At 56.3% G+C, this 17,918-nt stretch carries 15 protein-coding genes; 8 read left to right on the top strand and 7 right to left on the bottom strand.

Annotation, left to right across the window (positions count from 1 at the left end; translation table 11 throughout):
- The first annotated feature begins 211 nt into the window (after positions 1-211).
- Entirely contained in the window at positions 212-763 is a 552-nt protein-coding gene (locus MWU55_RS08270) for a hypothetical protein (protein WP_246935574.1), read from the top strand.
- A 174-nt stretch (positions 764-937) separates the two neighbouring features.
- On the opposite strand, the gene MWU55_RS08265 is transcribed toward MWU55_RS08270, so the two are convergent.
- From MWU55_RS08265 to MWU55_RS08250, 4 genes are all read right to left on the bottom strand, one after another.
- A complete protein-coding gene (locus MWU55_RS08265; protein ID WP_246935573.1) occupies positions 938-2,440 on the bottom strand; it encodes an alanine/glycine:cation symporter family protein in 1,503 nt (500 codons plus the stop codon).
- 30 nt (positions 2,441-2,470) lie between these two features.
- The gene (locus MWU55_RS08260) at positions 2,471-2,905 is read right to left on the bottom strand and encodes a universal stress protein (RefSeq protein ID WP_246935572.1); all 435 of its coding nucleotides are present in this window, start codon (positions 2,903-2,905) and stop codon (positions 2,471-2,473) included.
- A 189-nt stretch (positions 2,906-3,094) separates the two neighbouring features.
- A complete protein-coding gene (locus MWU55_RS08255; RefSeq protein ID WP_246935571.1) occupies positions 3,095-4,297 on the bottom strand; it encodes an aminotransferase class I/II-fold pyridoxal phosphate-dependent enzyme in 1,203 nt (400 codons plus the stop codon).
- 53 nt (positions 4,298-4,350) lie between these two features.
- Entirely contained in the window at positions 4,351-5,034 is a 684-nt protein-coding gene (locus MWU55_RS08250) for an HAD-IA family hydrolase (protein ID WP_246935570.1), read from the bottom strand.
- A 131-nt stretch (positions 5,035-5,165) separates the two neighbouring features.
- On the opposite strand from MWU55_RS08250, the gene glmU reads away from it, so the two are divergent.
- Genes glmU through MWU55_RS08235 form a run of 3 tightly spaced genes read left to right on the top strand, consistent with a single transcriptional unit; the run spans position 5,166 to position 9,147 of the window.
- Positions 5,166-6,521, top strand: a complete 1,356-nt coding sequence (glmU, locus tag MWU55_RS08245; RefSeq protein ID WP_246935569.1) for a bifunctional UDP-N-acetylglucosamine diphosphorylase/glucosamine-1-phosphate N-acetyltransferase GlmU — start codon at positions 5,166-5,168, stop codon at positions 6,519-6,521.
- A 2-nt stretch (positions 6,522-6,523) separates the two neighbouring features.
- Positions 6,524-8,344: a glutamine--fructose-6-phosphate transaminase (isomerizing) gene (gene glmS / locus MWU55_RS08240; protein ID WP_246935568.1), complete on the top strand. Its 1,821-nt coding sequence runs from the start codon at positions 6,524-6,526 to the stop codon at positions 8,342-8,344.
- Positions 8,341-9,147: a DNA alkylation repair protein gene (locus MWU55_RS08235; RefSeq protein WP_246935567.1), complete on the top strand. Its 807-nt coding sequence runs from the start codon at positions 8,341-8,343 to the stop codon at positions 9,145-9,147. Before glmS ends, MWU55_RS08235 begins: the two co-directional genes overlap by 4 nt.
- A gap of 60 nt (positions 9,148-9,207) precedes the next feature.
- Here MWU55_RS08235 and MWU55_RS08230 read toward each other — a convergent pair whose 3' ends face one another.
- Positions 9,208-10,860 carry an AMP-binding protein gene (locus MWU55_RS08230; protein WP_348646222.1) on the bottom strand — a complete coding sequence of 551 codons (1,653 nt, stop codon included), beginning with the start codon at positions 10,858-10,860 and terminating at the stop codon, positions 9,208-9,210.
- On the bottom strand, positions 10,857-11,321 hold the full coding sequence (locus MWU55_RS08225; protein ID WP_246935566.1) for a D-galactarate dehydratase: 465 nt from the start codon (positions 11,319-11,321) through the stop codon (positions 10,857-10,859). Before MWU55_RS08225 ends, MWU55_RS08230 begins: the two co-directional genes overlap by 4 nt.
- Before the next feature lie 94 nt (positions 11,322-11,415).
- Between MWU55_RS08225 and moaA the strand changes: the two genes are divergently transcribed.
- A complete protein-coding gene (moaA, locus tag MWU55_RS08220) occupies positions 11,416-12,423 on the top strand; it encodes a GTP 3',8-cyclase MoaA (protein ID WP_246935565.1) in 1,008 nt (335 codons plus the stop codon).
- Between the two features lie 134 nt (positions 12,424-12,557).
- Here moaA and MWU55_RS08215 read toward each other — a convergent pair whose 3' ends face one another.
- The gene (locus tag MWU55_RS08215) at positions 12,558-13,721 is read right to left on the bottom strand and encodes a M20 aminoacylase family protein (protein ID WP_246935564.1); all 1,164 of its coding nucleotides are present in this window, start codon (positions 13,719-13,721) and stop codon (positions 12,558-12,560) included.
- 414 nt (positions 13,722-14,135) lie between these two features.
- Here MWU55_RS08215 and MWU55_RS08210 point away from each other — a divergent pair, with 414 nt between their 5' ends.
- The 3 genes from MWU55_RS08210 (at position 14,136) to MWU55_RS08200 (ending at position 17,829) form a co-directional block, all read left to right on the top strand.
- Positions 14,136-15,845 (top strand): peptide ABC transporter substrate-binding protein, encoded by a 1,710-nt coding sequence (locus tag MWU55_RS08210; protein WP_246935563.1) that lies wholly within the window; start codon positions 14,136-14,138, stop codon positions 15,843-15,845.
- A 66-nt stretch (positions 15,846-15,911) separates the two neighbouring features.
- Positions 15,912-16,922: an ABC transporter permease gene (locus MWU55_RS08205; RefSeq protein WP_246935562.1), complete on the top strand. Its 1,011-nt coding sequence runs from the start codon at positions 15,912-15,914 to the stop codon at positions 16,920-16,922.
- Positions 16,915-17,829 carry an ABC transporter permease gene (locus MWU55_RS08200; protein ID WP_246935561.1) on the top strand — a complete coding sequence of 305 codons (915 nt, stop codon included), beginning with the start codon at positions 16,915-16,917 and terminating at the stop codon, positions 17,827-17,829. Before MWU55_RS08205 ends, MWU55_RS08200 begins: the two co-directional genes overlap by 8 nt.
- Positions 17,830-17,918: the final 89 nt, after the last annotated feature.

The following is a 17,918-nucleotide window of genomic DNA, read 5'->3' as shown; positions in this document are numbered from 1 at the left end:
GGTTTTCGTCGCGAAGTTTGGACGATGTGGAGTAGTTTCAGCTTTGCAGACAAAACAGCCAATTGGTTTTAAGGCCAATGTACGCTTTCACTGAGCATGATCTTGACGGTTTGTCAGATAGTGAGCTTTACTCTATCCTTTTCAAGACGTTCGGAATTTCATTTCCTTCAAAACCAACACCTGTTTGATCAAGGATATTAGTTCCATTTCTATGTTCCATGATGGCATTCTCAAAGATTTTACACCTCGCTTCAAATCGATCCGGAAGGACTGCGATCGTTATTCGAATGAACTCGTCGAGCTGTTTGATGCAGAAGTAATTGACACAAGGGAGTATTTTGAACTCAACGGAAAAGGATCTTTGTGGATCATTCTGCAATATATCGAAAGGGGCCTTTTGGACGACGTGGAAGTAAAGGTCAGGGAAGATGTTACTAGCAAGGATTTCTATGGGCCACTTTTCGACAACACGGTAGCAACACTCGCCTATTTGACCGAACGCTCAGAGCACGAACGTGTTTTAAGGTTGTATCGCGCAGCCATCGAACACCGGCTCAAGGCCTTGAAAGATGAAGCCAAAACGCGCGATCAACAGACATTGAGCAGGAACACGCGGACGACGTCAGCCAAGTGGATCAGACAGCACCTCCCGCCGGCTAGAAAAATTGTACAACAGTATGAGAAACTTCTGGCCATCAATGGGCATAGTGATCCTGAGCTGTCAGCCTTTCAGCAATCTCTGGACGCAGTAAAGAGCCCCTAGCGGGGCTGCGGCTAACGTGACGTGCGAGGCAATCTATGACGTTCTGTTCTTCCTCAAAAAGCTGCCGTTCGCGGCTCTACTGGAGTTCGGGAGAAATGGCACCAAACCGTTCCTTCAACCCAATAAGAAGGCCCCCGTTTGCGACGAGGACCTTCTTGCTTTCTTCAGGATAGATCAGTGCTTGAACTTCTTGATCTCGCCGCTTTCAAGCTTGGCTTGATACTTCTGCATCTCGCGCTTCACGATAGGCGCCAGGAAGTAGAGCCCTAGGATGTTCGGCACACAGATCAGGAAGACCAACGCATCCGAGATGTCTAGGATCGGACCAAGTTGAACAACACAGCCCAGAGCCACGAAGGCACAGAAAATCAGCTTATAGACTGTCTGCAAGGATTGATCTTCACCGAACAGATAGGTCCAACCCTTCAACCCGTAATATGACCACGAGATCATGGTCGAGAAGGCAAAGAGCAGCGCTCCGAAGGCCAAGGGCACTGGGAACCAGCTGATCTGACGCTCGAACGCGGCTGATGTCATTGCAACACCTGTTGCATCGCCCGCAAAGTTGGGGTCAGCGACTTGGCTTGTGCCAATCACAAGCGCGGTGATGGTACAGATGACGATCGTATCAATGAACGGCTCCAGCAAAGAAACATAGCCTTCTGTCACAGGCTCTTCGGTCCGTACGGCAGCGTGGGCGATTGATGCAGAACCAATGCCTGCTTCGTTCGAGAAGACGGCACGTTGGAAACCGATGATCAGCGCGCCAAGCGCCCCGCCGGTTACGCCTTCGCCGGTGAATGCCCCGGTGAAGATGTTGCTGACGGCCATGGGGATCGAGCTAAAGTTCATCAAAATCACGATGATCGCGAATACGCAGTAAAAGACGGCCATAAACGGCACGACTTTCTCGGTCACACGGGCGATGGATTTGATACCGCCAATGATCACGGCAAAGACGACCGCTGCTAGGATCAGGCCAACCAGCCAGCCATAGCCATCCAGCGCACCACCGGCGACGGTGTTCAGCTGCACATAGGCCTGGTTCGACTGGAACATATTGCCGATGCCCAAGGCACCGATGAAGATGCCGATGGCATAGAACGTGCCCATGAATTTGCCGAAGCCTTCCATGCCGCGCTCTTCAAAACCCTTGCGCAAGTAATACATCGGACCACCGGACACAGACCCATCCGGGTTCTCATTTCGGTATTTTACACCCAACGTACATTCGACAAACTTGGTGGACATACCCAGAAAACCCGCGACGATCAGCCAGAACGTCGCCCCGGCTCCACCGACGGTAACTGCAACTGCGACCCCACCGATGTTACCAATACCGACAGTGCCCGACACAGCCGTTGCCAGCGCTTGGAAGTGCGAAACCTCGCCCGCGCTGTTTGGATCTGCATAGTCGCCTTTGACAAGAGAAATCGCGTGTTTGAAGCCGCGCAGGTTCACAAAACCCATATAGAAGGTGAAGAACACCGCGCCGATCACCAGCCAAAGCACCACCAACGGAAGGTTTGCCCCTGCTATTGGCACTTTGAAGAATACGACCTGCCCGATGAACGTTGCGATCGGGGCAGTCAGATTGTTAATGGTTTCGTCAATACCAGCCTGCGCTGGTCCAGCATAGATCACTGCCGTAAGCAGCAAGAAAAGGATGCGTTTCATAATGCACCTCCGGAAAACTTGAGTTCAGGATCAGGGGACAACCACAACCGGCACAGGCGCGGTTTGGATCAGGTTCCCTGCGACGCTGCCAAATAGAAGCGATTTCAGGCCGCTATGCCCTCGGCGTCCTATTAGGATCTGCGCCGCGCCACATTCTTTGGCGATATCGATCAGAGTTTCTGCAGGCGCGCCGTGGCGCACAACGCCTTCGCACGCCAAACCCTCGCCTTCCAGACGCGCCAATGCTGGCGCTACGATCTCGGAGTTGGCACGTTCAATTTCAGATTCCCGGCGGCTGTGCCGCTGGGCGTTTTCTTCTGGGGTATTGAAGGAATATGGCGACCATTCGATCACATAAGCGACGACCACTTTGGCCCCACCTTGTTTGGCTCTGGCAATTGCATGACCAAGTGCGCGGTCAGATCCGTCGCTGCCATCCACTGCCAAAAGTACGGTGTTTTCCATAATTTGAGTCCCTATTTGGTTCTACATCCAGACGCTTCCGGTCTTCTGCCGCTCTCGCCTGAATTGAGTTACCCTAGGTCAGCAAAATACCCCCCAATAGGGCCAGTTATCTCTTCGGATATATCCAAACGTCAAAAATTAAGCCAAACCAATCCTTTATTAAAAGGATTTTTCGGTTGATAAGATATATCATTTCTCGTGAAATGAAATCGCCACTTCGTCGCGGATAATACGCGCAATCAACTTGCAGTCGTCGATCGATAAGGTCAGTGGCAGACGCAGATCCAACACGGCTTCCAAGATCCGGTCCGTCTTGGGCAGAACCGGCGTATCCGCATAGCGCCAACTGTCATAACGGCTTGTAAACCCTTGGGGTTCAGCCCCGCCGAACCATTTCAGTTCGACCCCCCGATCCGCACAGCGTACAATCACATTTGCCACTGCATCCTCGTGCCAGTCCAACAAGAGAAACTGGAACGAGGACATGACATAGTCTTCGGCCTCGGGGCGTTCGATCACTGTCAGGCCGGGCGTGTTGCGCAGACCCTCTTCGACCGCCCGATAGCGCGCATTCCAAGCTGCGCATTGAGTGTCTATTTTTGCCAACTGTGGACGCAAGATCGCGGCCCGCAGATTGTCCATTCGACCCGAGATGTTGGGCGTGATGTATTTGATTTTCTCAAAGGCCTCGGGCGGCGGACCTGCCAAGTGGCGTTCATACAGCATGTAACTGCCCGACAAGATGATCGCGCGCGCCATTAGGTCCGGATCGTCCGAGATCAGCAACCCACCCTCACCCGAATTCGCGTGCTTGTAAGTTTGAGTGGAGTACGCGGCCATCACGCCATGGCGACCAGATAAGATGCCATTCCAGCGCGCACCCATCGTATGGGCGCAATCTTCGATCACCTTAACGCCCGCTGCATCACAGATCTGCATAAGGCGATCCATGTCGCAGATATGGCCCCGCATATGGCTGAGAAGCAGGACCTTTGGCGTATCATCAGAGGCCAGTATTTTGGCCAAATGGTCCAGATCGATGGTTAACGCCTCGGTCACCTCGACAAACTCAGGGGTTGCGCCGACAGACGCAATTGCACCCGGCACAGGGGCCAGCGTGAACGCGTTGGTAAGAACCCGATCCCCCGGCGCCACCCCCACAGCGCGCAACGCCGTTGCAATGGCATACCCGCCCGAGGATACGGCCAGCGCGTATTTCGACCCCATCAACGCCGCGAACTCCTGTTCCAACAGGGCGGTGTGTGACACCTCACCCTCTGCCACGTTGTAGCGGTGCAATCTGCCGTGGTTCAGCACGTCCAGCGCAGCCTTGATCCCTTCGTCTGGGATGGCCTCTTGCTGGGTGAAATTTCCGGTGAATCGTTCTTTCATGGGCCGACACTGCGCGCGCAGCGCGTTGTGGTCAATGGGCAGCTTTCGCGGATCTATCCGATCAGCTGCGCCACCGTCGCATCCAGCGCGTCATAGTGGTCCAGCATCGCTTCAGGGGCCAGCCTTGCCACGCCAGCGCCTTCAGGCCCAAATCCAACAAGGATGCACGGAACCCCAGCGGCCTTTGCCGTATCGCGATCCGTCACCGTGTCCCCGACCAAAAGCGCCCGGTTGGGATCACCGCCTGCCTGACGTGCCGCCGCCACAAACGGGGCCGGGTCAGGTTTGCGCGTCGGCAAAGTGTCCGCCCCAATCAACGAGGTGAAGCTTTCCAAAATACCCAAACGCGTCAAAAGCAACCGCGCCAGCCCTTCGGGCTTGTTGGTGCAAATACCCACCGCATAACCCGCGCCATGCAACCGCCCGACAGCGTCCATTGCACCGGGGTATAACACCGTATGGCGATCAATATCGGCCTCATAGGCTTTCAGAAGATTGGGAAACTCCCGATCCACGGCCGCTTCATCAGCCTTTCCGTTCAAACGCTCAAATCCCAAGCGCAACATCGCCCGCCCGCCGTGGAATGCGGTCAGCGCATCCGCTATCGGGTCCAATGGCTTTCCATGCCCCAAGGCATGAAAACACGCATTTGCCGAGGCGATCAGATCCCCCGACGTGTCCGCCAGCGTGCCATCCAGATCAAAAATCACTGTGCGTTTACCGTTACTATTCGTCATGCTGATGATACCTTTTGGCAATTCCTCGCCGAAGCCTGTAACCTCGCGTAAGGTTAATTGAACGTCTTTTACTTGCGAGCCGCGCCCCAAGGGGTAAAACGGGCCAAAAGAAATTGAAAGAGCAGATCGATATGGCGACAGCCCTAATTGTCCTTGCCGCTGGCAAGGGAACACGGATGAACTCGGATCTTCCCAAGGTGATGCACGAAGTGGCCAGAGCGCCATTGTTCGCACATGCGCTTTCGTCCGGGGCGTCGCTGGCACCCGATCGCGCCGTGCTGGTGGTTGGTCATGGGGCAGAGCTGGTGCGGAAGGCCGCGACCGATCTGGACCCAGACATCACGATAGCCGTGCAGGAAGAGCAATTGGGCACCGGCCACGCGGTTGCACAAGCCCGAACCGCGCTGGATGGGTTCGATGGGGACGCGATTGTCCTCTATGGGGATACACCTTTCATCCGACCCGAAACATTGGAAGCAATGGCCACTGAGCGCGCTGCAGGTGCAGATGTGGTGGTGCTGGGGTTCGAAGCCGCAGATCCGGGGCGCTACGGTCGTTTGATTGTCAAAGATGGGGCGCTTGACCGCATCGTTGAGTTTAAAGATTCTTCTGATGAGGAACGCGCAGTAACCCTTTGTAACAGCGGTGTAATTTCTGCCAACGCGAATACTCTCTTTGACCTGATTGACGGGGTCGGAAACGACAATGCCTCGGGCGAGTACTATCTGACAGACATCATCGAAGTGGCCCGAAACAAGGGGCTGACAGCACGCGTTGTCACCTGTGACGAGGCCGAAACACTGGGCATCAACTCACGCACAGAACTCGCAGCTGCAGAGGAGATTTTCCAAAGGCGCGCCCGCGCCGAGGCGCTCGAAAACGGTGTGACGCTGATCGCAGCCGACACCGTCTATTTCGCGCATGATACGGTGATTGGACGTGACACAGTGGTCGAACCCAACGTGGTCTTTGGCCCGGGCGTGACGGTCGAAAGCGACGCACGCATCCGCGCGTTCTCGCACCTTGAGGGGTGCCATGTTTCCCGCGGTGGTGTGGTCGGGCCTTACGCGCGCCTGCGTCCGGGTGCAGAGCTGGCCGAACACGCCAAGATTGGCAACTTCGTCGAGATCAAGAACGCACAGATCGAAGAAGGTGCGAAGGTGAACCACCTGTCCTATGTGGGCGACGCGCGTGTTGGGGAAGGTGCCAATATCGGCGCAGGGACAATCACCTGCAACTACGACGGCGTCTCGAAACACCATACCGATATTGGGGCGCGCACTTTTATCGGGTCGAATACATGTCTTGTGGCCCCTGTCTCAATCGGCGATGACGCGATGACCGCGACGGGCACGGTGGTCACAAAAAACGTCCCTCCCGAAGCCATGGCAATCGCCCGCGCGAAGTTAGAGATCAAACCCGGTCTTGCTGTTAAGTTGTTCGAAAAGTTAAAGGCCATGAAGGCCAGACGTCAGAAAGGTTCCTGAAAATGTGTGGTATTGTAGGGGTCTTGGGCAATCACGAAGCTGCGCCCATCTTAGTTGAGGCGCTGAAACGGCTGGAATATCGCGGCTATGACAGCGCGGGGATCGCAACCATCAACGACGCAGGCCAGTTGGGTCGCCGCCGGGCTGTCGGCAAGCTGGTGAACCTGTCGGACAAGCTGGTGCATGAACCACTGGCTGGCAAATCTGGCATCGGGCATACCCGCTGGGCCACCCATGGTGCGCCGACCACAGACAACGCCCACCCGCATCGCGCGGGATCGGTTGCAGTGGTTCACAACGGGATCATCGAAAACTTCCGCGAACTGCGTGAAGAGATGGCGAATGAAGGGCTTGAGTTCGAAACCGAGACCGACACGGAAACCGTCGCGCTGCTTGCACAGCATTTTGTCGCGCAAGGCAAATCCCCCAAAGACGCGGTCGAAGCGACCCTTGCGAAACTGGACGGTGCCTTCGCGCTCTGTTTCCTATTTGACGGTGACGATGACCTGATGATCGCAGCGCGCAAAGGCAGCCCCCTGGCGATTGGACATGGCGAAGGCGAGATGTTCGTGGGCTCAGACGCAATTGCTCTGGCCCCGATGACCGACAAAATCACCTATCTGGAAGAGGGCGATTGGGCCATTGTCACCCGCTCGGGCGCCGAGATTTTCGACAGCGCCGGTCGTCGTGCCAACCGTCAGATGAAGCACGTGAAGCTTGATGCCACCCGGATCGAAAAGGACGGGTACAAGCACTACATGGCCAAGGAAATCGCCCAGCAGCCCTCTGTCGTGGGGGACGTGATCGAGACCTATATTTCGGGCGATAAGATCACCATGGAATTGGAAGGGATCGACTTCACGAAAGTGGATCGCCTGTCCATCGTGGCCTGCGGAACGGCCTATTATGCCGGGCTGGTGGCGAAATACTGGTTCGAACACTATGCCCGCCTACCCGTCGACATCGACGTCGCGTCCGAGTTCCGCTACCGCGAGGCACCCTTTGCCCCCAAAACCCTGGGCGTTTTCGTCAGCCAATCGGGCGAGACCGCCGACACCCTTGCCGCGCTTCGCTATTCCACAGGAAAGGCCGACAAGATCCTGTCTCTGATCAACGTTCCCGAAAGCTCGATCGCGCGGGAAAGCGATGTTGCGGTCGAAATCCTTGCCGGCATCGAAGTGTCCGTCGCATCGACGAAAGCCTTCACATGTCAGCTGACCTGCTTTGCCATCATGGCACTAAAGGCCGCGCATGAACGTGGCCATCTGGATGATGCGGAATTGGCCGCCCACTTGGCGGAACTCCGTCAACTTCCCGGATTAATGAGCCACGCGCTAACCATCGACACGGCCACGAAAGCAATCGCAGACAAACTGGCCGAAGCACGTGACGTGCTGTTCCTTGGGCGTGGTCAAATGTTCCCGCTGGCCCTTGAAGGGGCTTTAAAACTGAAAGAAATCAGTTACATCCACGCGGAGGGCTATGCCTCGGGCGAACTGAAGCACGGCCCCATTGCATTGGTCGACAAGTTCACACCCGTGGTGGTGATGGCGCCGCATGACGGGCTGTTCGACAAGACGGTTTCCAACATGCAAGAGGTCATGGCACGCGGTGGGCGCGTGGTACTGGTCTCGGACTCGCGTGCCGCTGACGAAGCGGGCGACGGCGTGTGGCAAACGCTTTCCTTGCCGGAAGCCCCTGAATTGATCCAGCCCATCCTTTACGCTGTTCCAGCGCAACTGTTGGCCTATCACACAGCGATTGCCAAAGGCACCGATGTGGATCAACCCCGCAATCTGGCCAAATCGGTGACCGTAGAATGACTTTAGATGATGCGCTGGCCGCGCTTAAGGCCCAGATCGAACCGGGCCGCGCCGAGGGGCAGAAAGCTTATCACAAACAAACGCGCGAGGTTTTGGGCATCCCGAACCCCGCGATCAACGATCTGACCAAGGAATGGCGTCAGAGCCTGAGCGTTGAAGAACGCGTGTCGCTGGCCGACCAATTGTGGAAAACTGATATCTTCGAAGCCCGTATCGCGGCTGCGAAACTTCTGACGCAGGCCCGTATCCGTCCGGATGACGCGGTGTGGGATTTGATCCAAAGCTGGGTGCCCGATTTCGACAGCTGGGCAATTGCGGATCACGTTTGTATGGCTGGACAGAAGCGGCTTATGGCGGACCCTTCGCGTCTGGACACAGTCGAAGCATGGACCCGCTCTGATCATATGTGGACGCGTCGAGCAGCCCTTGTCATCACCCTGCCCTGGACCAAACAGAACAACCCCAAACCGCAGGACATCGCAATCCGCGATCGCATTCTGGGCTGGGCGGACGGCTATGTCAGCGACCCGGAATGGTTCATTCAGAAAGCGGTCGCATGGTGGGTGCGTGATCTGTCGAAACACGATCCGGATCGGGCACGTGCCTTTCTGAAGCCGCACGCGAAAACGCTGCAACCCTTTGCATTGAAAGAGGCGCGCAAGCATCTGCCCCCACCCGCACAGCTTCAAAAGGAAGCCAAGGACAAGTGGAGAGCCGAGAAGCGAAAGTTGCGCGAGGAAAGCTGGGGCCGAAAGCGGGACGATCGCTCACAAGACGATCACTCACAAACAGACGAAGATTGAACCAGCTGGCCTAGGTCGAACCGGTTTCGGTCCTACAACATGCTTTTGTCGGGCGCTTTGTTAACGATCCCTCAGCTCTCGTCGCATGATCTTGCCTGTTGCGGTCATCGGCAACGCGTCAACAAACTCGACGATACGCGGCGCGACATGAGGGCTGATCCGGTCGCGGACCAGCTGCTTTAAGGCACCTTCCAGATCAGCGTCAGACACGCCAGCGCGCAGGACCACCACGGCTTTCACAGCTTCGGTGCGCAAAGGGTCGGGCACCCCAATAACCGCTGCGCTGACCACATCGGGATGGGTCATCAGGCAGTTTTCAATCTCGGTCGGGCCGATCCGATAGCCGGCGGAGGTGATCACATCGTCATCACGGCTGGCAAATGTGAAATACCCATCCACATCCCGCGTCGCCAGATCGCCAGTACGCAGCCAGCCACCTTCTGTTTTCTGTGCTGTTTTTTCGGGCAGGTTCCAATAGCGCATGAACATCACCGGATCACCGACACGCACGGCGATCTCTCCCATCTCGCCGGGTCCGCATTCCTGTCCATCCGCCTTTAACAGCGTGACTTCATGGCCCGGAATGGCTTGCCCCATACTGCCGGGCTTCACGTCCATGGCCCCCGAGACCGAGGATAGGACCAAATTGCATTCGGTCTGGCCGTAAAACTCGTTTATTTTTACGCCCAGCACCTTGTCGGCCCAATCGAGCAGTCCAGACCCAAGGCTTTCGCCGCCTGATCCAATTGACCGGATGTCTACACCATCTGGTCGCGCGTCTGACTGGCGCAAAAACTTCAACGCGGTGGGCGGCATGAAGAGGTTCCGCACCTTATGTTCTGCCATCAAGCGATAGGCTGCTTCGGCCTCAAACTTGCGCATCCTGTGGCTGACAATCGGAACGCCGAAATAGAGAAACGGCAGCGCCAAATCCATCAGCCCTCCGATCCACGCCCAGTCAGCAGGCGTCCAACCCTTGTCGCCTGCTTGCGGGAAATCTTCGTTGTACGTCTCGACGCATGGCAGATGGCCCAGCAAGAAACGATGGGCATGAAGCACACCTTTCGGGGGGCCCGTCGTACCGGAAGTATAGATCATAACGGCAGGATCTTCTGCCAAAGTATCAATAGGTCCGCGCAAGGGTGATGCGGCATCGAGCATGTCCCAGAAGGGCAACGCGCCCTTACTGGGTTGCAGGGTGAACACAGCCTCAAGTCCCGGAAGCTTTGACTGGATCGCAGTTAGTTTGGTGATGTTGTCTTGGTCCGTGACCACAATATTGGCACCGCTATCCGACAAGCGATAAGCCAATGCATCTTCACCGAACAACGTGAACAAGGGCAGCACAACCGCGCCAAGCTTGTAGGCCGCAAAATGGGTGATCAACACCTCAGGCCCCTGCCCCAAAAGAACAGCGACCCTGTCCCCTTTGCGTAGTCCAGCGTCGCGCAGAACCGACGCAAACTTGTCGGAGGCCTCTTTTAATGCACCAAAGCTCCAATCCAGCGCGGATCCATCATGCGCCACATGGGTCAGAGCAATGCGCGAGGGATCAACCCCGGCCCAACTGTCGCAGCAACGGTCTGCGATATTAAACTGTTTGGGGATATTCCATTCAAACGCGGACTGCATGTCCCGCCATGACGCCCATGGCGAGACCAGTTTGCGATCGCGGCCAAGCGACAGCCACTCCGCGTCTGAAGTCGTCTTCACGATCCGAAGACCACCAATTCATGCAATCCGGACAAATCCAAATCCAAAAGCTGCAGAGCCGAGATCGAGATCCGGCTGCCGCCAGTGGTTGTGGGCTTCAGCGTAACTTTGACGGTTCGCCCGGTGGACTTGGACTGAACCCGACCCTCGGTCACGCTGGTGACCAAAGGTGTTTCAACCCAGAACCCCGGGACCGTGGGGTCCCCCAGATTTGCAACCGTTGTGCCCAATGCGCCAGCCGGTGTTGGCGCGGCGGACAGAGCAGCCACTTTTTCACCTTCGCTGGCCGTATCGAACTCATCAACGGTGGTCGCATTGGCCGGTGGCGCATTTGGGGCCACAGCGGGTGCGGCCGGAGCCTCGCGCAGATGCGGTGGCGATGGGATAATGTTGTTCATGTCCACACCGGCACAACCTGTGACAGCCAGACAAGCGGCGGAGAATAAGAATACTTGTTTCATACCAACAAACTGGCGCAATTCGTATCCGCTTTCAACGGTTGAAATGACGCGAGCGTGTCTTGCGCGTTCTCTTGCCCGGCACTAGGGTCTACTTATGGAAACGCCCAAGCTTGTTGACCCCTTTCACCGCCCGGTAACCTATCTGCGCCTGTCCGTCACGGATCGGTGCGATTTCCGCTGCACATATTGCATGTCCGAGAACATGACCTTTCTGCCCAAGAAAGATCTTCTGACGCTGGAAGAGCTGGACCGCCTGTGCTCGGCCTTTATCGGGCTGGGCGTGCGAAAGCTTCGTATAACCGGCGGCGAGCCCTTGGTCCGCAAGGGCATCATGGGCTTCTTCGACGCGATGGGACGGCATCTGGACAGCGGCGCGCTGGACGAATTGACGCTGACCACCAACGGCTCGCAGCTTCATCGCTTCGCCGATGATCTGTTCAAGGCAGGCGTGCGGCGGGTCAATGTCTCGCTTGATACGCTCGATGAAGACAAGTTCGCCAAAATCACCCGCTGGGGGCGCCTTCCACAAGTGTTGCGCGGGATTGACGCCGCCCAAAGCGCCGGGTTGCGCGTCAAGATCAATGCCGTTGCGTTGAAAGGCTTCAATGATGACGAAGTATTTGGTCTAGCAGAGTGGTGCGCTCGACAAGACATGGACCTGACCTTTATCGAGGTCATGCCCATGGGCGACATGGGAGAAGAAGACCGGTTGGACCAGTACTGGCCCCTGACCGATCTGCGCCAGCAACTTGAAACCCGGCTAAGTCTGACTGATCTCGATGAAAGCACGGGCGGCCCCGCCCGCTATGTGCGCGTCGAGGAAACTGGACAGAAAATCGGTTTCATCACGCCAATGACACATAACTTCTGCGAAAGCTGCAACCGCGTCCGGATGAGCTGCACCGGCCAGTTCTACACCTGTTTAGGACATGACGGAATGTCAGACCTACGCGCACCCCTTCGGGCATCGGAAAGCGATTCCGTGCTGATAGACGCCATTCATGCGGCGATCGCTCGTAAGCCTAAGGGGCATGATTTCGACTATAGCCGCCAGGAAATCCGCGGGCAGACCATTCGCCACATGAACCACACCGGCGGCTGATTTCGCTAACCAATCAAGCACTTAAAGCGTATCCACATTATGTTGAAGCAGCATGATGTGGATACGTAGTGTATCATTTCGGGATAGCGGGCGTTTCCAGCTATTGCTGAGATCCAACAATAACTGGAAACGCTTTAGCTGATCGGCATACGGCTTTCCGCCATTTCGGCCCACCATGAACAGCCTTGCGGGATCAGCTCGTCATTGAAGTTGTATTCAGGGTGGTGGACCATCGCTGTATCCCCGTTTCCGACAAGAATGTAGGCGCCGGGGCGTTCCTCCAGCATAAAGGCGAAGTCTTCTCCGCCCATCACGAATGGAGCATCGGCGCAATCCCCGCTGACAGAACGCGCAGCTGAGGCGGCGAATTCGGTGTGTTCGTCGTGGTTCACCATAACCGGGTAATTACGCTTGTACGTCACCTGTGCTTTGCCGCCAAAAGTGGCGGCAATGCCGTTGCAAATTTCGGAAATACGCGCCTCCGCAAGATCACGCAGATCTGGCGACAAGGTGCGCACGGTCCCTTTCAGCTCAACCGATTGCGGGATGACGTTGAATGTGGTCGATGACGTTTCCACAGATGTGATCGACACAACCACCTGCAAGGTCGGGTCCGCGTTCCGGGACGCGATCGTTTGCAGTGCGGTTACCGCTTGGGCCGCCATCACAACGGGATCAATCGTCTCGTGCGGTTTGGCAGCGTGGCCCCCGCGTCCCTCAAACGTGATACTCAGCAGATCAGCTGCCGCAAAAAACGGTCCCGGCCGGATCGCAAAGGCCCCCAACGGCTGCCCCGGCCAGTTGTGCATGCCATAGATCTCTTGCACGCCAAACCGATCCATCAGGCCATCGTCACACATGACTTTGCCGCCGCCGCCACCTTCTTCGGCGGGTTGAAAGATAACCACGCAGGTGCCGTCGAAATTGCGGGTTTCAGACAGGTATTGCGCCGCGCCAAGCAGCATCGCTGTGTGCCCATCATGGCCACACGCATGCATCTTGCCCGGCTCGACGGACGCATAGTCAAGACCCGTTGCTTCATTGATCGGAAGCGCATCCATATCTGCCCGCAATCCGACGACTTTTCCTGAATCCGTTTTGCGCCCGTGGATCACCCCAACAACACCCGTACGCCCCAAACCTTCGACCACGTCATCACAGCCAAAGGCACGCAATTTCTCGGCAACGATGCCAGAGGTTCGGTGAGTATCGAACAGAAGCTCCGGGTGCTTATGAAAATCCTGCCGCCATTCAGTTATGTCTTTATGAAGCTCGGCAAACCTGTTTCGGATCGGCATGGGATCATCCTTTCGAGTTGGGTGCAACATAGGCAATTTGATCCGCACCTTGCCGGGAAACTCTAGGGTTCTCAAGTAACTGAATCTGACACGATACAACAAACCCATTGATTTCATGACGATCTGTTCGGATCCACCTATCCGGCGCTTCCACATTCACGTCACTACCTATGCTTCTGTATATATTGAACTTTCCACCGAAATTAGAAATGCAACACTTAGGTGATTTGGCAGTCTCGAATGTTACCGCTATTGCAACGAACCCAGAAATAAGTTGTCCTTTCAACTAACAGAAGGGCGGCGCGCGAAACCAGTAACCCAGTTTGATTTCTGCCAGAAGAAAATGAAACATCGTCTGAACTTTGTCAGGGGCTGGCAGAATTCGGGCACGATCACATGTAAGGACGAACCAGAATGTCTGTGAACCTCAGACCTGTTGGCTATTTGACGTTGAGCATCTGTGCGCTGAGTTCAGCTGCCATGGCCGACCGTGGCGATCAAGGAAAGCTAAGCCTGCTTTACTGGCAAGCCCCGACCCTTCTAAACCCTTATTTGGCCTCGGCTCCTAAGGATTCCGAGCCTGCATCCTTGGTGCTGGAGCCATTGGCCCGCTACGACGAAAATGGGATAATGCTGCCGTGGCTGGCAGAGGCAATTCCGACCTTAGAGAACGGCGGGATTGACCCCGACATGGGCTCGATCACATGGACGCTGAAACAGGGGATCAAATGGTCCGACGGCAGCGATTTTACCGCTGAAGATGTGGTGTTCACAGCTGACTACTGCATGAGCGCTGACAGCGGTTGCCAGATGACGGCAAAGTTCACGGATGTCTCGCAGGTCGAAGCATTGGACGCCCACACGGTCAGAATCAGTTTCGCAAAACCCAAACCCTACCCCTACGGTCCCTTCGTCGGACTGGAAGTTCCTGTCCTACAGGCCAACCAGTTTGCAGATTGTATCGGGCCCGATGCGGTGAATTGTTCGGCAGAAAACCTCTCTCCAATTGGGACAGGTCCCTATCGGATTACCGAGTTCAAGCCCGGTGATGTGGTCAGCTATGACATCAACCCGTATTACCGCGACGCTACGAAACCAGGGTTTGCCTCGGTTGTTGTGAAAGGTGGCGGCGATGCGTTGGGTGCAGCGCGCGCGGTGCTTGAAACGGGCGAATTCGATTACGCCTGGAACTTGCAGCTTGACCCCGAGGTTCTGACAAAGATGAAAGCCGCCAACAAAGGACAGGTTGTCAGCTCGTTCGGGACAGCGGTCGAGCGGCTTCAGGTCAACCTGACAAACCCTGCAACAGATTTGTACGACGCCCGATCCACGCGTGACGGCGGCGCCCATCCGTTTCTGGCGGACCCGCGTGTCACCAAAGCCCTGTCTCTGGCCATTGACCGTACAGCTCTGGTCCAGATCGCCTATGGGGAGGCGGGTCGCCCGACCTGTGACGTACTGGCCGCCCCGGCCATCTACACCTCGGGCGCAAATGATGACTGCCTGACGCAAGATCTCGATCGTGCTCGGGCATTGCTGGACGAGGCCGGATGGACCGACAGTGATGGGGATGGCATCCGCGACAAAGACGGTCACTCCATGGCCCTTCTCTATCAGACCTCCGTCAACCCGGTACGTCAGACCACTCAGGACTTGCTGAAAGCATGGTGGACCGAGATTGGCGTCGAGACCGAGCTGCGCGCTATTGCACCTGCTGTGTTTTTCGGAGGCGATCAATCAAGCCCGGATACGTTTCAAAAGTTCTATGCCGATCTTGAGATGTTCACGAACTTCTTCCCCGGATCGGATCCCGAGCCATATCTGAACAACTGGACCTGTGCCGCCATTCCAACCCCTGAGAACGGCTGGGCGGGGATGAACGTGCCCCGGTATTGTGATGCGGACTATGACGCGTTAATCGCCAAGCTTGGCAACACAGTGGATCTGGAACAGCGCATCGATATCTCGAAAGAGTTGAATAATATGCTGATGCAGGCAGGCGCTTTGATCCCGCTGGTCCATCGTGGCGAAGTGTCCGCCCATGCAACGTCCCTTCAGGGCGTGCGCATGAATGTGTGGGACAGCGAACTTTGGAACATCGCGGACTGGACCCGCGCCAAGTAAGACCGCTAGACTGTAGACGTGGTCCAATCATGGGCCGCGTCACGGAACCGAAGGCCGTCTACCGCCATGTTGACCTACAGTTTGCGCAGGCTTGCTTTTTCAGTTCCCGTACTGATTTTCATCAGCTTTGCCATTTTCCTATTGATGGATATGGCGCCCAATGATCCGACAGCCAATCTGCCGATGACCATCCCCGCCGAAACACGCGCCCAGCTGCGCGAGGCTCTTGGAATGGATGACCCGCTTCTGACTCGCTACCTTCTTTGGTGTAAACAGTTCTTTATCCACGAGCCGCTGCACCTGATCGCCCAGTGGACCGGGATATCGATCAGTGACCCGGATCAGCTTCGCGTCCTAAGCTGGTCATCGCGTGTGCCGGTGGTGGACCTGATCGCGGATCGCCTTCCGCAAACGCTGTTGGTTGTGGGACTGTCGTATCTTCTTGGGATCGCGATTGCGCTGCCGGTCGGGATTTACTCGGCCTATCGCCAGCACAGCTGGGTTGATCATGTGGGCACTTTTGTCTCGATGATCGGGTATTCGGTGCCCAGTTTCTTCCTTGGGGTGCTTCTGATCATCGTATTTGCGGTGAAACTTAGCTGGTTTCCGTCTGTGTATGACACGACCCTTCAGGTCACAGATTTCACCAGCCTCATGACCCAGTTGCGTCAAATGGCGATGCCCGTCACGATCCTTGCCCTTTACAATGCAGCACAGATCAGCCGCTACATGCGTGCCGCCATGCTCGAGAATCTGCATCAAGACTATGTGCGCACCGCGCGGGCCAAGGGGGCATCTGAAACCCGAGTGATCTGCGCCCACGCGGCGCGCAACTCGCTTTTGCCTGTTGTAACGGTGATCGCGTTGGGGGCCCCGCAGGTCTTGGGAGGCGCCATCGTGACCGAGCAGATCTTTAAGATCAACGGGATCGGCGAGCTTTTGATCTCGTCCATTCAAAGCGGCGACCTGCCCGTTGTGCAGTCCCTGACCTTCCTCTTCGCAGTGCTGATTGTCCTGTTTAACCTGTTGGCCGACATTGCCTATGGCGTGCTGAACCCGAGGATCCGGTATGACTGATCTGGCAGTACCGCAGGCCACGGCAGCTCAACCGCGCCGCAATGGATTCTGGTCAAGGTTTAGACGTCACAAAGGCGCTGTGATTGGCGGCACGCTGCTTGGGCTGATCATGCTTGCCGTTCTGCTGGGACCAACCCTTTGGCCCTACACCGCAGGCCAGATCAACCTCACAGACCGCAATTTGGGCGCAAGCTTGTCTCATCCGATGGGGACCGATCATCTGGGGCGCGATCTGTTTGCCTCTGTCCTGAAAGGCGGGCGTGTCACCGTTCTGGTTGGGCTGGTCGCCATGATGTTGTCCTTGCTGATCGGTACGGCTGTTGGGGTGGTGGCCGGGATGGTCCGCTGGCTTGATGCGCCCTTGATGCGGCTCACTGACCTATTCCTTGCCCTGCCCGTCCTCCCTTTGCTTTTGGTCACGATCATGTTGTGGCGTGACAGCTTGCGCAGCGTGTTCGGTGCAGAGGCCGGCATCTTCCTGCTGATCGTGACAATGATCGGCCTGACAAGCTGGATGCAAACCGCCCGCATATTGCGTGCCGAAATCTTAGCCTTGAAAGAACGCGAGTTCGTCACGGCCGCAACCGCGCTTGGACTGCGCCCTGCAGGCATCATCAGGAGGCACATATTGCCAAATGTCATGGGGCTGATCGTCGTTTCTGCAACGCTTGGTCTGGCCAATGCAATTGTGACCGAAAGCGCGCTTAGCTTTCTGGGCCTAGGCTTCCCACCGGATCACCCCACTTGGGGGCGTCTTCTTTTTGATGGAACTGACTATTTGACCCTGACACCGGCGCGCGCGCTGTGGCCCGGGGTTTTGATCACCTTGACGGTCTTAAGCGCGAATTACCTTGGCGAAGGGTTGCGAGATGCCTTCGATCCCCGCGGAACCATAAAACGCAAATAAGGACAATGCTTGGGGCGCATCTTGCCAAACAGTGCCCGCGTTCTGCAATTTCACAAGATCCGGCCAACTTTCCCACACCACAGCCAAAA

It is taken from the genome of Aliiroseovarius sp. F20344 (genome assembly GCF_023016155.1).
Classification (GTDB): Bacteria; Pseudomonadota; Alphaproteobacteria; order Rhodobacterales; family Rhodobacteraceae; genus Aliiroseovarius.
Note: the sequence above shows the minus strand (reverse complement) of the source record. Positions and strands in the feature narration are given on the sequence as shown.

Bases quoted from the DNA above. Each gene is read 5' to 3' on its own strand.
- MWU55_RS08260 (WP_246935572.1), bottom strand. From the start codon at position 2,905: ATGGAAAACACCGTACTTTTGGCAGTGGATGGCAGCGACGGATCTGAC.
- MWU55_RS08265 (WP_246935573.1), bottom strand. From the start codon at position 2,440: ATGAAACGCATCCTTTTCTTGCTGCTTACGGCAGTGATCTATGCTGGA.
- MWU55_RS08250 (WP_246935570.1), bottom strand. From the start codon at position 5,034: ATGACGAATAGTAACGGTAAACGCACAGTGATTTTTGATCTGGATGGC.
- moaA (WP_246935565.1), top strand. From the start codon at position 11,416: ATGGAAACGCCCAAGCTTGTTGACCCCTTTCACCGCCCGGTAACCTAT.
- MWU55_RS08205 (WP_246935562.1), top strand. From the start codon at position 15,912: ATGTTGACCTACAGTTTGCGCAGGCTTGCTTTTTCAGTTCCCGTACTG.
- MWU55_RS08225 (WP_246935566.1), bottom strand. From the start codon at position 11,321: ATGAAACAAGTATTCTTATTCTCCGCCGCTTGTCTGGCTGTCACAGGT.
- MWU55_RS08200 (WP_246935561.1), top strand. From the start codon at position 16,915: ATGACTGATCTGGCAGTACCGCAGGCCACGGCAGCTCAACCGCGCCGC.
- glmU (WP_246935569.1), top strand. From the start codon at position 5,166: ATGGCGACAGCCCTAATTGTCCTTGCCGCTGGCAAGGGAACACGGATG.
- MWU55_RS08210 (WP_246935563.1), top strand. From the start codon at position 14,136: ATGTCTGTGAACCTCAGACCTGTTGGCTATTTGACGTTGAGCATCTGT.
- MWU55_RS08270 (WP_246935574.1), top strand. From the start codon at position 212: ATGTTCCATGATGGCATTCTCAAAGATTTTACACCTCGCTTCAAATCG.
- MWU55_RS08215 (WP_246935564.1), bottom strand. From the start codon at position 13,721: ATGCCGATCCGAAACAGGTTTGCCGAGCTTCATAAAGACATAACTGAA.
- glmS (WP_246935568.1), top strand. From the start codon at position 6,524: ATGTGTGGTATTGTAGGGGTCTTGGGCAATCACGAAGCTGCGCCCATC.
- MWU55_RS08235 (WP_246935567.1), top strand. From the start codon at position 8,341: ATGACTTTAGATGATGCGCTGGCCGCGCTTAAGGCCCAGATCGAACCG.
- MWU55_RS08255 (WP_246935571.1), bottom strand. From the start codon at position 4,297: ATGAAAGAACGATTCACCGGAAATTTCACCCAGCAAGAGGCCATCCCA.